The organism is Putridiphycobacter roseus, assembly GCF_003234935.1.
Lineage (GTDB): Bacteria > Bacteroidota > Bacteroidia > Flavobacteriales_D > Crocinitomicaceae > Putridiphycobacter > Putridiphycobacter roseus.
In genome coordinates this window covers 507,081-524,188 of the sequence record NZ_QKSB01000002.1, presented here as the reverse complement: position 1 = coordinate 524,188, position 17,108 = coordinate 507,081, and the positions used below count along the sequence as shown (strand labels likewise).

Genomic DNA, 17,108 nt, shown 5'->3' with positions numbered 1-17,108 from the left:
AACAGTATTTTGTTAATAATGAATAAAATGAACTTTACTAAAATAAATGTGATTGCTAAGGCTTTTAATGAATTAACAAATAATGAATTATATGATTTGTTAGCCTTAAGAACAAATGTGTTTGTAGTAGAACAAAACTGTCCTTATCCGGAGTTGGATTATAAGGACCAGGTTGCTATTCATGTGTTAATTTATCATAAAAATACATTAATTGCTGTTTCAAGAATTTTACCACCAAACATTAGTTACCCAGAAGTTTCTATCGGTAGGGTGGCTACAGCAAAGGAGTTTCGTGGGAATAAAATCGGTTACTTTTTGATGGAGAATAACATGGCTCATGTTTTAAAGTTATACGGAAAAGTTCCTGTCAGAATTTCTGCGCAGTCTTACCTTCAAAAGTTTTATGAACATTTTTTATTTAAATTTACCGGTAAATCCTATTTAGAGGATGGCATTCCACATTTAGAAATGCTTTATATACCAAAAGATTAATTGGCAAAGAATTTGTAAGTTGAAATAATAATGAATATTTTTTTAAAAAATATCGTACCTGCTCCTTTGATTGGAAAAGTCTTTGAGGAGCATAGTATTTGGAACCACGCCTGCTGTTTTAATGCGGGAGAATATTACCTTATAGAGGCGCAAAGTGGGGAAGGGAAATCTTCCTTAATGGCTTTTCTATATGGCTTGCGTTTTGATTATTCTGGAGTTATCATGCTTGATGATGTTTCCATACAATCTTTGTCCCTTTCCAATTGGATTGCTTATCGGCAATCAAAAATTGCGGCTGTTTTTCAAACCTTGTCGCTTTTTGATGGATTAACATTAATGGAGAATATCCAAGTAAAGAATGAATTGACTGCTTTTAAAACGGAAAAAGAAGTAGATGAAATGTTAGGAACACTAGGTGTACTTGCGCATAAAAATCAAAAAGTTGGCACCTTGTCTATGGGACAAAAGCAAAGAGTGGCTATTGTGCGTGCACTTTGCCAGCCTTTTGAATGGATTTTATTAGACGAACCTTTTAGTCATTTGGACCAAATAAATACTGGATTGGCATTACAGTTAATTTTGGATGCTTGTGCAGCACAAAATGCAGGTTTAATTCTCACTTCCTTAGGAGATGAGTTGGAAGCATATCCACTTAAAACTTTAAGATTGTGAGTGTAATTAAACATATTTTTAAGCAAAAAGAGCAAAAATTTCAGCTGACACTGTCTGTAATTGGGCTTTCTATTGGGTTGTTCGTTAGTTTTTTGACCGTAGTTTTATATGTCGATTTACAAAAGAATAAGGAGGGAAATGCAGATGTGTTTGGTTCCAATACGGTGATTATACAAAAAAAAGTAACCAGCTTTACTAGTCTTGGTCTGAATAATACCAATTTTACGGATGCCGAAATAACAGACCTTAGTAATAAAAGCTTTATCACGGATATTGCACCATTTGAATCCGCAGATTATGAAGTGGGGATTTCTGAAAATCCTGGAGATGGCTTACCTGGCTTTTATGCCAATATGTTTTTACAGTCTGTACCAAATCGTTTTATCAAGGGAATAGATATGGAGGCGTGGCAGTGGGCAAGCGAAAAGGATATTGTACCCATTATACTACCACGTGACTTTTTAACCTTGGTAAATTACGGCATTGCGCCTAGTCAAGGTTTGCCCCAAATTTCTGAAGACTTAATTAAATCAGTGCGACTAAGGCTGCATTTAATTGGCGCTAATAATAAGGGGGTCGTATTAGGACAAGTGGTAGGGTTTTCCGCACAAGTTAGTTCCGTATTGGTGCCCGAATCTTTTATACGATATTCTAATAAAAAATACGGTACTACTGGGAATGCAAATGCACCCACCACCCGCTTGTTTTTGAAGTTGGAAAAAGGAGCCCACCAAGAATTGCAAACCTTAATGGAGGAAATGAATTTAGATATTTCTGAAAATAGTTTAAGTGTGAGTAAGATCAAGACTTACTTAATGAAAGTATTGATGGTTTTTATGCTATTCGCCTTCTTGATATTGTTACTTTCAGTGTTGGTGATGCTTCAGTTTTTACAGTTAATTGTCGCAAATGGAAAAAAAGATATTGGCTTATTAATGAAGTTGGGGTATTACCCACAGCAAATTTCTAAAAATATATTGGCCCATAATTTTAAAATAATTGGATGGGTAGGGGTGCTGGTAGGTATTTTAGTGGTATTGTTTTTGTATCTGTTTATTTATCCTTCCTTTCAGTCGGTAGGTCTATTACCTTCATTCCTCGGCTTATTTGTCGGCGTGGGCATGATTTTAATCTTCCTGGTAGGATTTTATTACCTACTTAAGCTCAATTTAAGTCAAACTATATTAAAAATATTTAAAAAGAGTTAAAACGTTAAATTTTTGTTAAAGTTAAAACCCTTTTAACATTATCTTCGTCTCTTTAAAAAAAGAAAAACTCAAAACATGAACATTAAACAAAAACTCACACTTTTTTTGGCCGTTATTTTAGCGCATACCGGAATGAGTCAAGAATTAAAATTTACAGTAAATGGATTTAAAGATACCACAGTTCACTTAGTAAAATATGTTGGCAAGGGAATGTATTATGCGGATACTACCCAGTCGAAAAATGGGGTGATTAAATTTGATGGTGCCAAACATAAAAATGGGGTATATGCCGTGTTTTTACCAGGTCAAAAATATTTTGATTTTGTACATGACCATGAGGAAATAGATGCGGTAGTTGAAAATGAAAAAGATTTAGTGGGGTCCATGAAGATCAAAAAATCAAGAACAAACATTGCTTTTTATAAGTACATACATTACATGACTTCGAAGAAGATTTTAGCAAATAAGCTGAACGAAGAAATGAAGACTGCAGATGCGGATAGAAAAAAAGAAATTACCGCCGAATTGAAAGGACTTAATAAAGATGTGATTGCTTTTCAAAAATCCATTGTGGATGATTTTCAAGGTAAATTTTTAAGTGATATCATTAACATGTCGCTTGAAGTGGAATTGCCAGCAGCTCCAACAGATGAGAATGGCGTAATTACAGATTCTAATTATGTTTACAATTATTATATCCATCATTTTTGGGACAATACGAATTTAAAAAATGATGCTTTGGTAAGAACGCCTTTGTTTCATAAAAAACTAGAACAATATTTGTCGAGTCAAGTTTTGCTACAAATTCCAGATACGATTAGTAAATATGCCGATATCTTGATTGAAAAAACATTAGATTCAAGTGCGATCAAACAGTATATTATTTCTCATGTCACTTCTACTTCTGAGCAATCGGATAGAATGGGAATGGAAAACGTATTTGTACACATGGTAGATACCTATTATTGTCCAACACCAACCACTGCGACATGGATGACAGAAGAGGGTTTAACTAAAGTGTGTAAAAGGGCAGATGAAATGCGACCATCTTTAATTGGGAGTTATGCACCTAGAATTTGTTTACCTGATTCTACAGAAAAAAATTGGATTGATTTTTATAAAATTGATTCAGAATACAAAATCTTATATTTCTGGGAAGCTACTTGTGGGCATTGTAAAAAATCTACCCCAAAATTACAAAAATTATATGCCGAAAAATTAAAAGCAAGAAATGTTGAAGTGTACGCTGTTGGTAAAGCAATGGGAGATGACTTCGCTAAATGGAAGCAGTTTATTAAAGATAATGAGTTAACTTTTATCAATGTTGGTTTAACCAAGTCGGTATATGAAGAAGCGCAAACGAATGCATATAGTATCATTAAAGACCACAATACCTCTATTGAAAGTTTAAACTACACCAAGACATATGATGTTACTTCTACACCAAGAATTTTTGTTTTAGATAAAGACAATAAAATTATTTATAAAAGAATTTCTATTGCACAATTGGAAGATATTTTAGATAAAATTCAAGGCGTGCCAGAAGCAGAAAAGTTATTCCCGATTGAGGAAGAAGATCCGGAAGAAAGAGAAAACGCAACAAATTAAAAAAAAAGGGCTACAGTAATTGTAGCCCTTTTTTTTATAAGGTTTTAAACCATTCTTGGAACATCTGTCCCACTCCTGGTGTTAATTTTCGCTCGCCATTTACAGCGCCAATCAAGCTAAGTATCCATAAAGCAATTAAGCCCAGTCTTAATATGGTGACGATAATAAAAAGAGATGGTACCACAAGGGCAATAATGTAAGATAGTAAATAAATAGCAAGTCCTACAACCACTAATCCAAACATTTGACGGATGTAAAAGCTGGCAAAGCTATTTTTGTCGTTATTGTTTTGGACCAAAGCAATAATTGTCCCTATTAAAGTAATGTGTGCAATTATGGCTCTAGTTTTTCCAGTTTCAGAAGGTGCTCCTCCAACATCATCTTGGTCAATAATAAAATTGTCATTCATAGTATTTGGTTTAAAATTTATTCAAATATAACAATTTAAAAACAAGCTAGTTTTGGGCGAATAAGAAAAGCATTTTAAGTTGGGAATGCGTGTAGAAAAACCTTTTGCCAATTTTCCCATTCCATTTGGTTTCCAATACTATGGTTGTGCCATATACCTGTAAAATTCCCGCCTACCGCTTTTACTTCTTTTTTCAATTTGGAGATGACCTGCATGGCAGTTTCCTCCTCTAGTTTTAAGTATTCTTTTAAGGTACCATCCATATAGCAGAATGGGTGAATTTGAAGTGGCGTTACTTTGTTGCTTGTCAAGTCAAAAAATGGGTAAACGAAAGCCGTTCCAGCCCTAAAACCAACTTGGTCAGCATATCCCATACTGAAGTCGTGTTTAATCCCCAAGGCAATTAGTATTTGGTAAGACTTGGGTAAATTTAGGCGTAAAAAATGCTGTCTACTATGGATGACTTCCGCCTTGCTTATCTTTTTTAATCTGTTGATTTCTATAGCCACTTTTTCTTGGTTTAAAAAGGAGGCAAAGGACGGGTGTATGCCTGTTTTTGCGGTCGTATTGATGGTATTTACCAATTTACTTAAGGCTTTATTTTTCCAATGAATATTTTTGTCCTTTGGGGCATAGTCTCCCAATAGAAAAAAAACATACCCCTGGTATTGGGTAAGTACTTTTTGCATGAGGGCATAAGAGTCGTAAGGGTCTTTACTTTGTTTATTTAAAATTCGAAGACGTTTTTTTAGTGCTTTGGGGTGTGTAAGTTCTTTCAACATACTTAAAGCGGTACGCCAATATTTTCTGTTTAAATAAGCCCAAGCAATATCAATGTCAAAGGTTGGGATTTCAGCGTATTTTGACAGTACTACGCTATAATCTAACCCTAGTTTATGCCAAATGGACTGTACTAAAATATCACACCAAGGTTTTTCAATTTGTTTGTTTTGTACCAAGCTAGCAGCTTTGCTGTCAAATCTGCCAAAAGCATCTTTGTGCGGTGCGGTATATTCCTCGTATCGACTGAGCTGGTAAAAAATAAAAGCAAAATCATCCCGCACATTATTTAAAAACCACTGCGCTTTATTCGCGGCATAAAGCACATCCATTTTTTGTGTAAACCCTATTTCAAATAGCAGGGCGGAAGGAGTAAAGGTAATGTTGGCTGCAAGTTTTTGATTAGAATAATTGATTCGGGGTAAATTTGATTGTGCAAAAAGTACTTGATCCTGTGTAAGGGCATATTGGATGCCTTTCGATTTAAAAATGAAATCAAGCACATAATGCAATCGATTAGATTCCTTTTCACAATAAATTAAAACTTCCTTAGCCATTTATAATATTCCTTCGTCTGCAAAACTATAGTATGCAGTATCGGTAAATATAATATGATCTAGGATAGGCAGGTCTATCATGGCACCAAATTCTTTTAAATTTTTAGTCAATTGTAAATCCGCTTTACTAGGTTGTAAGTTGCCAGAAGGATGATTGTGACATAATATCAAGGCAGAAGCTGTTGCTTCTAGGGCCTTTTTAAAAATTAATTTGCCGTCGGCTATGGTGCCACTAACGCCTCCTCGGGAAATGAGGATAGATTTTTTTATTTTATTGGCGCGGTTAAGTAAAATGATATGGAATTCTTCATGTCCTAAATCTTTGAATAAATGGCTAAGATACAGGTAGGCGTCTTTAGAGGATTTTACACTTGGTAAAACTGTAGTTGTTGTAGCTTTTCTTCTTCTGCCTAGTTCTAGCGCAGCTACAATAGAAATGGCTTTGGCCTCTCCAATGCCTTTAAATTTTTTTAAATCTTCTATGGATAATTTCGCCAGATTATTGAGGTCTCCCTCTACGTTGTTTAAAATTTCTTGGCAAACTTGTACGGCAGATTTATCGCGCGTGCCAGAGCCTATTAATATGGCCAAAATTTCGGAATGGGATAAAGCGGAATAGCCTAAACGTAATAATTTTTCCCGGGGCCTATCGTCAGCGGCTAAGTTTTTAATAGAAATATAATCAGACATATGGTTAAAAATAACGGACTTAATTTATTAAACCAAAAAAAATCAGAAGTATTTGTGGGGTAAGGTCTAAATATGAATGTACTCTTTCAATTATTGAAAAAATGGTATAACCTTTATGGGAGTATTTGCGTATAGCTAAGAAGATAATGATTATATTGAACCCACTTATTATTTCAATGAGCTGATTGATTGAAGGTAGGTGTTTTAAAAATCCACGCGAATAAATGAGTGAAAGAATTCTAAAAGCCCTAATGCAACTATTCTCGATTATTGCGAGAGTAGATGAAGATATTGATGTTGAGGATCCTTCTACGGAAGGTGTTGGACGTGAAATTGTAGAAGCATTTTTGGAGCAAGAGTTAAATGCGAGAGATGTAAAAGAATTCTTGTCATTATTTGATGCTTATTTAATTTCTTACCAAGGACGAAAGAAAAGAAAAGACGGAAAAGCCAAAAGAACTTCTGTACACTCCGTTAAAGTGTTAAGAATTTGCACCGATATCAATAAGGAATTGGCTCAAAATCAAAAAATAATTGTACTGATAAGAATATTGGAGTTTATTAACGCCAATGATTCCATTACGCAACAAGAGTTAGACTTTGCTGAAACGGTGGCAAAAACTTTTAATATATCGGATGAAGAATATTTAAAAGTAAAAGGATTTGTTGAAGCGCCGATAAGTGAGAGAATAGACGGTAAAGATTTGTTGTATATCACCGCTAATGAAAAAGAAAATTTTAAGGCTGCAAAGCATATTTATGCTAAAAAGTTAGAGGGAGAAATCCGCGTATTGAATGTAAAGAGTGTAAACTTTTACTTTTTTAAGTATTTAGGTGATGGCACTTTGGATTTGAATGGACAAAATATTGTTCCAGGAAGACATGCTATATTAAGCAGTGGTAGTTCTATTCGTTCTTCACGGGTAAAACCAATTTATTATAGCGATATAATCAGCAGATTTTTATCCGAAGAGGGGAGTGCTAAGGTGGTATTTAAAACAGAAGGTATTGAATACCGCTTTAAAAACCAAGAATTGGGGCTACACGAATTTAATTTTTCTGAAGAATCAGGGAAATTATTGGGTATTATGGGTGGCTCTGGTGCTGGTAAATCTACCTTGTTAAATGTATTGAATGGAAACTATGCGCCCTCTAAGGGGAAAGTGACCATTAATGGGATTGATATTCACCACGAAAAAGAGGACATTGAAGGGGTGATTGGTTATGTTTCTCAAGATGATTTATTGATTGAGGAATTGACTGTTTTTGAAAATCTATTTTACAATGCTAAATTGTGTTTTGGTAATCTAAATGATCAACAGATAGCCAAAAGAGTTTTAAAGCTATTGACAGCATTAGGACTGTATGAAAGTAAAGATTTAAAAGTAGGTAGTCCTTTAGAAAAAACAATTTCTGGTGGACAAAGAAAAAGGCTGAACATTTCTTTAGAACTGATTAGAGAACCTTCCGTTTTATTTGTGGATGAACCTACTTCTGGATTGTCTTCTCGAGATTCGGAAAATATAATGGATTTATTAAATGAGTTGGCTTTAAAAGGAAAGCTCATCTTTGTGGTTATCCACCAACCATCTTCCGACATTTTTAAAATGTTTGATAAATTATTGATTTTGGATCAAGGTGGTTATCCTATTTATAATGGCAACCCAGTAGATGCCATCATCTATTTTAAAACGCTCATCCATCATGTTAATTGTAACGAAAGTGAGTGTGTGGTTTGTGGTAATGTCAACCCCGAACAGATTTTTAACATCATAGAATCAAAGGTAGTAGATGAGTATGGAATGCAAACTCCCAACAGGAAAATTGCACCTATTCAATGGAATAAGCATTATATTGAAAGTTTAGAACCAAAAGTTGAACCCGCAGATAAGGAGATTGAATTACCGGAAAGAATTTTTAAAATACCAGGTTTTTTCAAGCAGTTTAAAACGTATTTTATTCGAGACATTAAAGCCAAACTGACCAATAAACAGTACATGTTTATTAATATGTTAGAAGCACCGATTTTGGCCTTGTTCTTAGCATTCTTTTTAAAGATGTATGCCGTTAAAGACGATTCGGTAAGTTATATTTTTAGAGAGAATCAAAATATTCCATCTTTTTTATTTATTTCCGTAATCGTTGCCTTGTTTATCGGACTTAGTGTGTCTGCAGAAGAGATTATTAAAGATCAAAAAATATTAAAAAGAGAGTCCTTTTTAAATTTAAGTAAAGGGTCTTACCTTTGGTCAAAGGTGTGTATCATGTTCATCATCTCGGCCATTCAAACCATCAGTTTTGTGTTGATTGGTAATTGGGTCTTGGGCATACAAGGGATGTGGTTGACTTATTGGTTGGTATTATTTTCCTTGTCTTGTTTTGCTAATTTATTAGGCTTAAATATTTCTGCCACTTTTAATTCGGTGAAAGTAATTTACATTTTAATTCCATTAATTATCATACCGCAATTATTGTTTAGTGGTGTAATTGTAAAGTTTGACAAGATTAATCCAATGTTTAATAGGGAGGATTCGGTGCCTTTTATTGGTAATGTAATGGCTTCTCGTTGGGCCTACGAAGCATTGGCTGTAGCGCAGTTTAAAGATAATGAATACAACCGTCATATTTATAAGTATGAAAAAGCTAAACGTTCTGCCACATGGAAAAAGGATTATTGGTTGAAAGAATTGGGGACAAAGTTGAATTATATTAAAAATAATTTCGATAAAAAGGAAAATCAAGCACAGGTATTTAGCGATATCATTTTAATCAAAAATGAAATTGAAAAAGAGTTAAAATATTATACGGTCCTTTCAAAAAATAGAATTTATTCTTGTGATGCTTGTCTCGTGGAGTTAAAAAACATGCAGTTTTCTCCTAACACGTATCAAGTGATTAATAATTATTTTGAAAAAGAGTTAAAGCCAAAGTATAAGAAAATTGTAGAGGATAACCGTAAATTGGTCGACAGGGTAAAAACGGCCTTGGTGAAAAGAGATGGGAAAGAAAATTTCTTAAAGAGACTCAATGACTACCACAATGAAAGTTTAGAGCAATTTGTAACCAACAAGATAGATTTGGATAAAATTGTGGAAAAAGATGGGCATTTTATTCAAAAATCTGACCCTATTTATAAGGATCCTATTGATAAAACATTTTTTAGGGCACAATTTTATGCGCCATCAAAAAAACTTTTTGGCGTCATGATTGACACTTTTTGGGCGAATTTACTAGTGATATGGGGGATGGTGGTCTTTTTATACATCACTTTGTATTTCGATATTTTCAAAAAAATGCTAAAAATGTTCGAGAATTTGCTGACGAATGTATTTTATAAAAAATAAATAATTATATTTGCCCTCTCTTTTGAAAAACAAAGAGGAAATGCTAACTCTTATTGCAAGAGCGCAAATGGTGGATGTAGCTCAGCTGGTTAGAGTATCGGTTTGTGGTACCGAGGGTCGCCGGTTCGAACCCGGTCTTCCACCCATTTATTTAAAAGCTTCATGGAAACATGAAGCTTTTTTTTGTGCCAAATTTTAATGATAAACTGAACGGGTGAGAAGTTTACGCAGAGCGAAATGTAATGTAGTCGAAGTGAACCCGGTCTTCCACCCATTTATTTAAAAGCTTCATGGAAACATGAAGCTTTTTTTTGTGCCAAATTTTAATGATAAACTGAACGGGTGAGAAGTTTACGCAGAGCGAAATGTAATGTAGTCGAAGTGAACCCGGTCTTCCACCCATTTATTTAAAAGCTTCATGGAAACATGAAGCTTTTTTTTGTGCCAAATTTTTATGATAAACTGAACGGGTGAGCAATTTACGCAGAGCGAAATGTAATGTAGTCGAAGTGAACCCGGTCTTCCACCCATTTATTTAAAGCTTCATGGAAACATGAAGCTTTTTTTTGTGCCAAATTTTAATGATAAACTGAACGGGTGAGCAATTTACGCAGAGCGAAATGTAATGTAGTCGAAGTGAACCCGGTCTTCCACCCATTTAAATAGAAAAAGCCTTTCAAGAAATTGAAAGGCTTTTTCTGTTATTATTAGCTCGAATCCCAAGTAGATATTTTATTTATTCATAACTTAATATCTTTTGAAACAAAGGGTTGAACAATTCCGAATCAGATGTAATCTGTTGAATTCTCCAGATCTTAACTTACTTTCTCCTCTTTTAATTACAACTTGCGACAGAGGAGCTCTAATTCCTTGTGAAGTTTCTTTTTAGTTTGAAAAATTGCTATAATAACTTCAATATTGATTACGTTAGATTTTTTTACTTTATTAAATCCTTCCCATAAAGCCTTCTCTACATCTTAAAACTTCCTTTGTGGATGGATTTGCTTCCTGTTCTTTTAAGGAGTCTGATAAAGCTTTATATAGTTCGTATTGAGTTATAAAAATGTTTTCTATAGCGGTTGAACTTTGAGCATCTTGCAGAGCGATGATATTTATTAGCATATTAGGATTTTGAATACGTAAAATATTTCTATTTAATTCTGCTAATACCCTAGAAGCAAGCCCTCATTGTTTTAAAATATCTTTATCAATGAATTTTTCGTCAATTGGAAGATTAGATCAATCATTATATGGCTTATTTCTATCAAACATATCTGTTCATTTATTTAGGTTATTTGAACATATAAAATACCCTGAAAGTCTTCTTCTAATTGAGATAACTGAATGTTCGACCCAAGCCTACGGATTTTTCCATTTAAAAAAAAAGCCTTTTAAACTTAATTGTCTAAAAGGCTTTTTTTTGTTTTTCTTAGTTAAAACTCAGGCGGTTATGAGTGTATAGTTTCATCTAATCTATGTGAATCAGTATAATAACTAAGACCTGCAATTTTAGTCTTTATTTTATCTTCATTCATTTTTTTAGCATTACTAAGTACGATCTGTCAATCGTTATTTTGTACATACCATATCTATATACTTTGAATTCTGCTCTAGTTAGAGAATCATTTGATTCTTGTGTATTTCCACAACTGATCTGCATTGATTCTGACAAAAAAAATACTGCATAACTGATTTTAACATTATTTTTTATTATTAATGATTATGTCCACTCATTGGACTATTTTTTATTTTGGTTCCTTTATTTTTAAAGTTTTCATCTATTGTTTCTTTAATTGAACCACAAGTGAGCATTTCATCTCCAAAATATGGATTCTTAATTTCAGCTTCTTTACTTAACCAATAAGCTCCTTTATCGTTTCCTGCCATTGGGCAAAACTGTACATAGAAAGTATTTTGTTCTACACCAAAAGACTTGGTGGTTGATATTACTGTATTAGATAAAGAATTAAAGAAATCTCTTTGGACTGAAATATTTGTTGCTTCAATTATACCTTTTGTATTTTCAGTTATAGCCTTCATTTGAGCCATCCAGAAAATATGAGATTCTCCTTGTACTAATTTCATGTCTACTTTATCTAAACTTTCTATCAGTGACTTTGAGTTTTTGCTACTTTCCTTAACATTACTATTAACCAATGCGTTTTTGATTGATAAATAGTTTTCTAAAACTAATCCCAATTGCTTTTTAAATTCGATTGGAGTAGAAGTAGTATAATCTGGTAAACTTTCTGATTGATTAGATAGTAGGTTTCTGTTCATCATGCTCGATTGATTATTTAGCTGAGCCGAAGCATCAATTACAAATGCTCCATTAGTTACTACTTCATCTCCATTGTTTAATCCGTCCAGAATAGTATAACTAGTTCCATTAGATTCTCCTAATGTTACTTCTCTAAACTCAAAAGAGGGTATGGGTAAATCAGGAAACTTAACATAAACAACAGATCGTTCTCCTGTCCATAAAACCGCAGACTTAGGAACTAAAATAGCTGTATTATTACTACTTGTATTATTAATCGTTCCTTCTAAAAACATTTCAGGTTTTAGTAACTGATTTTGGTTGTTTATAGTAGTTCTAATAGTAGCTGTTCGAGTAGTAGGGTTAATAACGGGATCTATAAAAACGATACTTGAAGTAAATGTTTTATTTGGAATTGCAGGTGTATTAAAACTTATCTTATTACCTGTTTTTATACCTTTTAAATCTGTTTCATACACATCAAAAATTGCCCAAAGTTGATTTAAGTTTTGGATATCAAACAATACTTCTCCTTCATTCAAATAATCCCCAACAGAAACTTTTTTATTTAATACTACACCAGAAAATCCTGCATAAATATTAAATGATTCAATCACTTCTTTAGAAGTTATAATTGATTCAATTTGTTCTTCTGTAATTTTCCAAAACTTTAGTTTGTTGACAGTAGCTTCATATAATTTTGGGTTAGCATCTTTTACTTTATTGGCTTCTAACAGTTCTTTTTGAGCTGTAATAAGTTTAGGCGAGTAGATAGAAGCTATCTTTTGCCCTTTACTTACTTTTTCCCCTGTATAGCTAATAAATAGCTTTTCGATTCTTCCCGAAATATGAGAAACAATGCTAGCAGAATTTGTTTCATCTGCTTTTATTTTTCCAGATAGTTTTAATCCTTTAGCATCAACACTACCCGAACCAATTACAGTTGTTTGAATGTTGGCTATTTTCACTGCATCATCAGTCATTTCAAATACTAATGGATTTGAATTGTTATTTGCTTCTAATGGAATTAAATCCATTCCACATATTGGACAATCTCCAGCTTCGGGCTGACGAATTTGAGGATGCATAGAACACGTCCATATTTCCTCCGTTTTTGATTCGGAGGAGTTCTTTTCAGAGGTTGTAGAATCTTTAGAGGAGTTACCAAAAATTAACCAACCTAGAGTTAATCCTGTTACTAATAGTCCTATGTATATGATATATTTTTTCATGACTTAGTTGTTTATAGTTTGTGTTCTTAATCGAAGTGCATTGGCGATAACAGAAACAGAGCTAAAACTCATTGCTAATGCTGCAATCATTGGAGAAAGTAATAATCCAAAAACTGGATAAAGTACACCTGCGGCTATTGGAATACCAATAACATTATAGGCTAGTGCAAAAAACAGATTTTGTTTAATATTACTCATTACTTTATGACTTAAAGCTCTTGCCTTTACAATTCCATGTAAGTCTCCCTTAACCAATGTAATTGCCGAACTTTCAATGGCTACATCTGTACCTGTTCCCATTGCTATTCCAACATCTGCTAAGGCTAATGCAGGAGCATCATTTATACCATCACCTGCCATAGCTACAATATGACCTTGCTCTTGCAACTCTTTCACTTTGTTTAGTTTATCTTCAGGTAAACAGTCAGCAAAATAATCATCTAGTTCAAGTTCTTCGGCAACAGCTTTGGCAGTATATTTATTATCGCCAGTCATCATAATAACTTGAATTCCTTTTTCTTTTAATGCTGTTATGGCTGATCTACTGGTTTCTTTAATGGCGTCTGATATTACTACAAAACCTACTAATTCGTTATTAACAGCAATAAACGGAACTGTTTTACCTTTTGCTTGTTCAATTTTTGATTTCTCAGCTATTTCTCCATTTAGTACAATAGAATGTTCCGATAGTAATTTCTCATTTCCTACAAGGATAATTTTATCTTGTATAACTGCTTTAACACCTTTACCAGTTATAGAATCAAAATCATCAATTTCTAATAAATCTATTTTTTTAGCTTCTGCAAATCGAACGGTAGCTTCCGCTAAAGGATGTTCGCTTTGCTTATTTACTGACGCTACAAATTGTGTTAAGTCATTTTCTGAATAGTTAGAAAGTGAAACAATTTTTTCAACCGAAGGTTTTCCTTCCGTAACTGTACCTGTTTTGTCAATTATCAGAACATCTACTTTATTCATTTTCTCTAAAGATTCGGCATCTTTAATTAAAACTCCTTCCTGAGCACCTTTTCCAACTCCAACCATAACTGACATAGGAGTAGCTAAACCTAATGCACAAGGGCAAGCTATTATTAAAACTGCAATAGCGTTTACAAAGGCATATACTAATGAAGGTTCTGGACCAAAAATTTTCCATACTATAAATGTGATAATGGAAACAGCTATAACTACAGGAACAAAATATCCTGATATTTTATCTGCTAATTTTTGAATAGGAGCTTTACTTCGGCTAGCACTGTTAACCATGTGTATGATTTGAGAAAGTAACGTGTCAGCACCTACTTTTTCAGCTTTCATTACAAAAGATTGTTTTCCATTAATTGTTCCAGAAGTAACTTTATCATTTATCTCTTTATCAACTGGAATAGGTTCTCCTGAAATCATAGATTCATCTATGGAAGTTTTTCCTTTTGTAATTTTACCATCAACAGGTATCTTATCTCCAGGCTTTACCCTTAATAAATCGCCTACTTTTATTTCGTCAATTGATATTTCAATTTCTTCTCCATTTTCTATTCTAATGGCTTTATTTGGAGCTAGTTTTAATAGTTCTTTTACTGCGTTATTAGTTTTACTGTGAGCTCTTGCTTCTAATAATTGACCTAATAAAACTAATGTTAATATTACCGTAGCTGCTTCAAAATAAACGTGTACTGTTCCAAATTCCGTTTTAAATTGATTAGGAAATAAATCAGGAAATAGTAAACCAAAAAAGCTAAATAACCAAGCAACACCTGCACCAATTCCGATTAGTGTAAACATATTTAGATTCATTGTTCTGATGGAAGTATAAGCTCTTTGGAAAAACATCCAAGTGGCATAAAATACAACAGGAATGGATAAACCAAACTGTAACCAATTCCAATATTTCATATCCATAATTTTATACAATGGATTATTTGGAATCATTTCGGACATGGCTATTAGAAAAATAGGAAGAGTAAATACAGTTGCTATCCAAAACTTTTTTAAGAGTTTTTTATATGTTTTCTGCTCTGCTGTTTCATCTGATTCCATAGGAACTAAATCCATTCCACATTTAGGACATGCTCCAGCTTCATCTTTTACAATTTCTGGATGCATAGGACAAGTATATTGAGGACTAGAATTTACAGTAGCTTCTGCTACTAAATCCATTCCGCAGACAGGACAATCTCCAGATTTATCGTATGTTTTTTCTCCTTCACAATGCATAGGACAGTAGTATGTTCCTTGAATACCTTTTTTTTGTTTTGGCTTTTCTTTAACCTTTTCATCTATAGTATGAATCATATAGTTAGATCCTTCAAATAATTCTTTTAGTTTATCTAAAGGAATATGCTCCGACATTACTATCTCAGTAACTCCATCCGATAAATTGATTGTTACTGATTCAATTTCTTTGACAGATTCTAATGTTTGTTGAACATGACTTTTACAGCCATTACAAGTCATTCCTGTTATTTTATATGTATGTTTCATTTTATCTATTTTAAATATTCTTGTGTTAATACAAAAGCAATTATTACTAAAATGACTATGTATAAGAGCCAATTAAAGTGTTTTTTACTTTTTTTTGGTTTTTCGTCAATTTCACAACAGCTTTTCATTTTAATTAAAATTTAGTTATTCGCTCTATATTAGCCTGAGCGATATTGGCTTTTAATTCAGCTTGATAAATACCAAGGTCAAAGTCTAAAAGTTGATTCTGCACCATTAATAATTCCTCAAATCCCTTACCAGAAGAACTGTATTCTGATAGTAAAATAGCATAAGCCATTTGCATAGTGCTAGATTGTTTTTGGTATAAACTGTTTTCTAGTAATCCATTGTCATAATCTGCTTTGTAATTAATTAGTAGGCTTATCATTTTATCGGTTATTGTTTCCTTTTTTATTGCTAGTGATTGTTGAATTAGTTTCTCTTCTTCAATTTTTGCTTGGTACGATTTTCTATAAATGGGTATCGATAGCATTACTTTTGGAACAAGAATATCTCTTCCGTTATTCATAGGGTTTGCATCTGTCCTTTGTCCTACCAGACTATAATCTAATCCCAATCCAATAGTAGGTTTATTCATATTACTATTAACAGTAATGGCATTATTAGACTGCTCTATTTGATAATTAACTTGAGTTATTAATGGATGATTATTTTCAATTTTATCTTTGAAAGATGCTAGGTCATATTCCATATCAGGAAGAATTAAACTATCTACTAAATCTATTTTTGTATTTGTAGGTTGTTTAGCTAATTCATTAATATTAGACTCAAACATTAATTTTTGATTATCAATCATAAGTAATTGCTGTCTCAATGCTTGTAGTTTAGTTTGAACTCTTAAAACATCTGCTAAAGTAGCTTGTCCGCTTTCGATCTTTGCTAAGGAAATACTTTCTAAGGATTCAAATAACTTGATGTTATCCTTTATAATAGCTTGTTTTTGTTCTAAAAAGTACAATTGATAATAAGCACTTTTCACTTGGTAAAACAAATCTAATTTTACAATTGCTATTTGTTCATACTTAGCTTTAGACATAGAAATAACAACTTCCTCTTTTGATTTTAAAGTGCCAAACCAAGGAAATATTTGGGAAGCACTAACCATCATCATTTGTGATCCTAATCTAGTTTCAGGTCTAAGAGCAGGAACACCAACCCCCAATTGAGGATTGGGTAATTGGTTTACCTGATTTTTCTTTTCTAATACTGACTGATATTCTAATTCAATAGATTTTAATTGTGTGTTGTTTTCTACAACCAATTGCAATAGTGAATCTAATGTTTGAGCATTTAATGGCTCAAACTTAAATACTAGAATAATGCAGAATAAGAATATATAGTTAACTGTTTTCAT

At 32.9% G+C, this 17,108-nt stretch carries 11 protein-coding genes, 1 tRNA gene and 1 pseudogene; 6 read left to right on the top strand and 7 right to left on the bottom strand.

The genetic code is table 11. The features are described from left to right. The first annotated feature begins 27 nt into the window (after positions 1 to 27). The 4 genes from DNU06_RS06075 to DNU06_RS06060 all read left to right on the top strand — a co-directional run bounded on the left by DNU06_RS06075 (position 28) and on the right by DNU06_RS06060 (position 3,980). Positions 28 to 492, top strand: coding sequence for a GNAT family N-acetyltransferase (locus tag DNU06_RS06075; protein ID WP_111062403.1), 465 nt, complete (start codon positions 28 to 30; stop codon positions 490 to 492). A gap of 30 nt (positions 493 to 522) precedes the next feature. After that, on the top strand, positions 523 to 1,164 hold the full coding sequence (locus tag DNU06_RS06070) for an ATP-binding cassette domain-containing protein (RefSeq protein WP_111062331.1): 642 nt from the start codon (positions 523 to 525) through the stop codon (positions 1,162 to 1,164). Then, positions 1,161 to 2,372, top strand: coding sequence for an ABC transporter permease family protein (locus DNU06_RS06065; protein WP_111062330.1), 1,212 nt, complete (start codon positions 1,161 to 1,163; stop codon positions 2,370 to 2,372). The genes DNU06_RS06070 and DNU06_RS06065 overlap by 4 nt, the downstream gene beginning before the upstream one ends. 75 nt (positions 2,373 to 2,447) lie before the next feature. After that, positions 2,448 to 3,980 (top strand): redoxin domain-containing protein, encoded by a 1,533-nt coding sequence (locus DNU06_RS06060; RefSeq protein ID WP_111062329.1) that lies wholly within the window; start codon positions 2,448 to 2,450, stop codon positions 3,978 to 3,980. A 34-nt stretch (positions 3,981 to 4,014) separates the two neighbouring features. Here the strand turns inward: DNU06_RS06060 and DNU06_RS06055 are convergent, their stop codons facing one another. The 3 genes from DNU06_RS06055 to radC form a co-directional block, all read right to left on the bottom strand. Beyond that, positions 4,015 to 4,389, bottom strand: a complete 375-nt coding sequence (locus tag DNU06_RS06055) for a hypothetical protein (protein ID WP_111062328.1) — start codon at positions 4,387 to 4,389, stop codon at positions 4,015 to 4,017. A 74-nt stretch (positions 4,390 to 4,463) separates the two neighbouring features. After that, positions 4,464 to 5,726, bottom strand: a complete 1,263-nt coding sequence (locus tag DNU06_RS06050) for a polysaccharide deacetylase family protein (RefSeq protein WP_111062327.1) — start codon at positions 5,724 to 5,726, stop codon at positions 4,464 to 4,466. After that, positions 5,727 to 6,416: a RadC family protein gene (radC, locus tag DNU06_RS06045; protein ID WP_111062326.1), complete on the bottom strand. Its 690-nt coding sequence runs from the start codon at positions 6,414 to 6,416 to the stop codon at positions 5,727 to 5,729. Positions 6,417 to 6,640: 224 nt separating this feature from the next. Here radC and DNU06_RS06040 point away from each other — a divergent pair, with 224 nt between their 5' ends. Further along, positions 6,641 to 9,760, top strand: a complete 3,120-nt coding sequence (locus DNU06_RS06040) for an ATP-binding cassette domain-containing protein (RefSeq protein WP_111062325.1) — start codon at positions 6,641 to 6,643, stop codon at positions 9,758 to 9,760. 69 nt (positions 9,761 to 9,829) lie between these two features. Continuing rightward, positions 9,830 to 9,905, top strand: a tRNA-His gene (locus DNU06_RS06035). Between the two features lie 800 nt (positions 9,906 to 10,705). Here DNU06_RS06035 and DNU06_RS18185 read toward each other — a convergent pair. The 4 genes and pseudogenes from DNU06_RS18185 to DNU06_RS06010 all read right to left on the bottom strand — a co-directional run. Next, positions 10,706 to 10,927 (bottom strand): annotated as a pseudogene (locus tag DNU06_RS18185) (Fic/DOC family N-terminal domain-containing protein); the annotation flags it as partial. A 546-nt stretch (positions 10,928 to 11,473) separates the two neighbouring features. Further along, positions 11,474 to 13,252, bottom strand: coding sequence for an efflux RND transporter periplasmic adaptor subunit (locus tag DNU06_RS06020; protein ID WP_111062322.1), 1,779 nt, complete (start codon positions 13,250 to 13,252; stop codon positions 11,474 to 11,476). Between the two features lie 3 nt (positions 13,253 to 13,255). Beyond that, a complete protein-coding gene (locus DNU06_RS06015) occupies positions 13,256 to 15,733 on the bottom strand; it encodes a heavy metal translocating P-type ATPase (protein ID WP_111062321.1) in 2,478 nt (825 codons plus the stop codon). A 133-nt stretch (positions 15,734 to 15,866) separates the two neighbouring features. Then, entirely contained in the window at positions 15,867 to 17,108 is a 1,242-nt protein-coding gene (locus DNU06_RS06010; protein ID WP_111062320.1) for a TolC family protein, read from the bottom strand.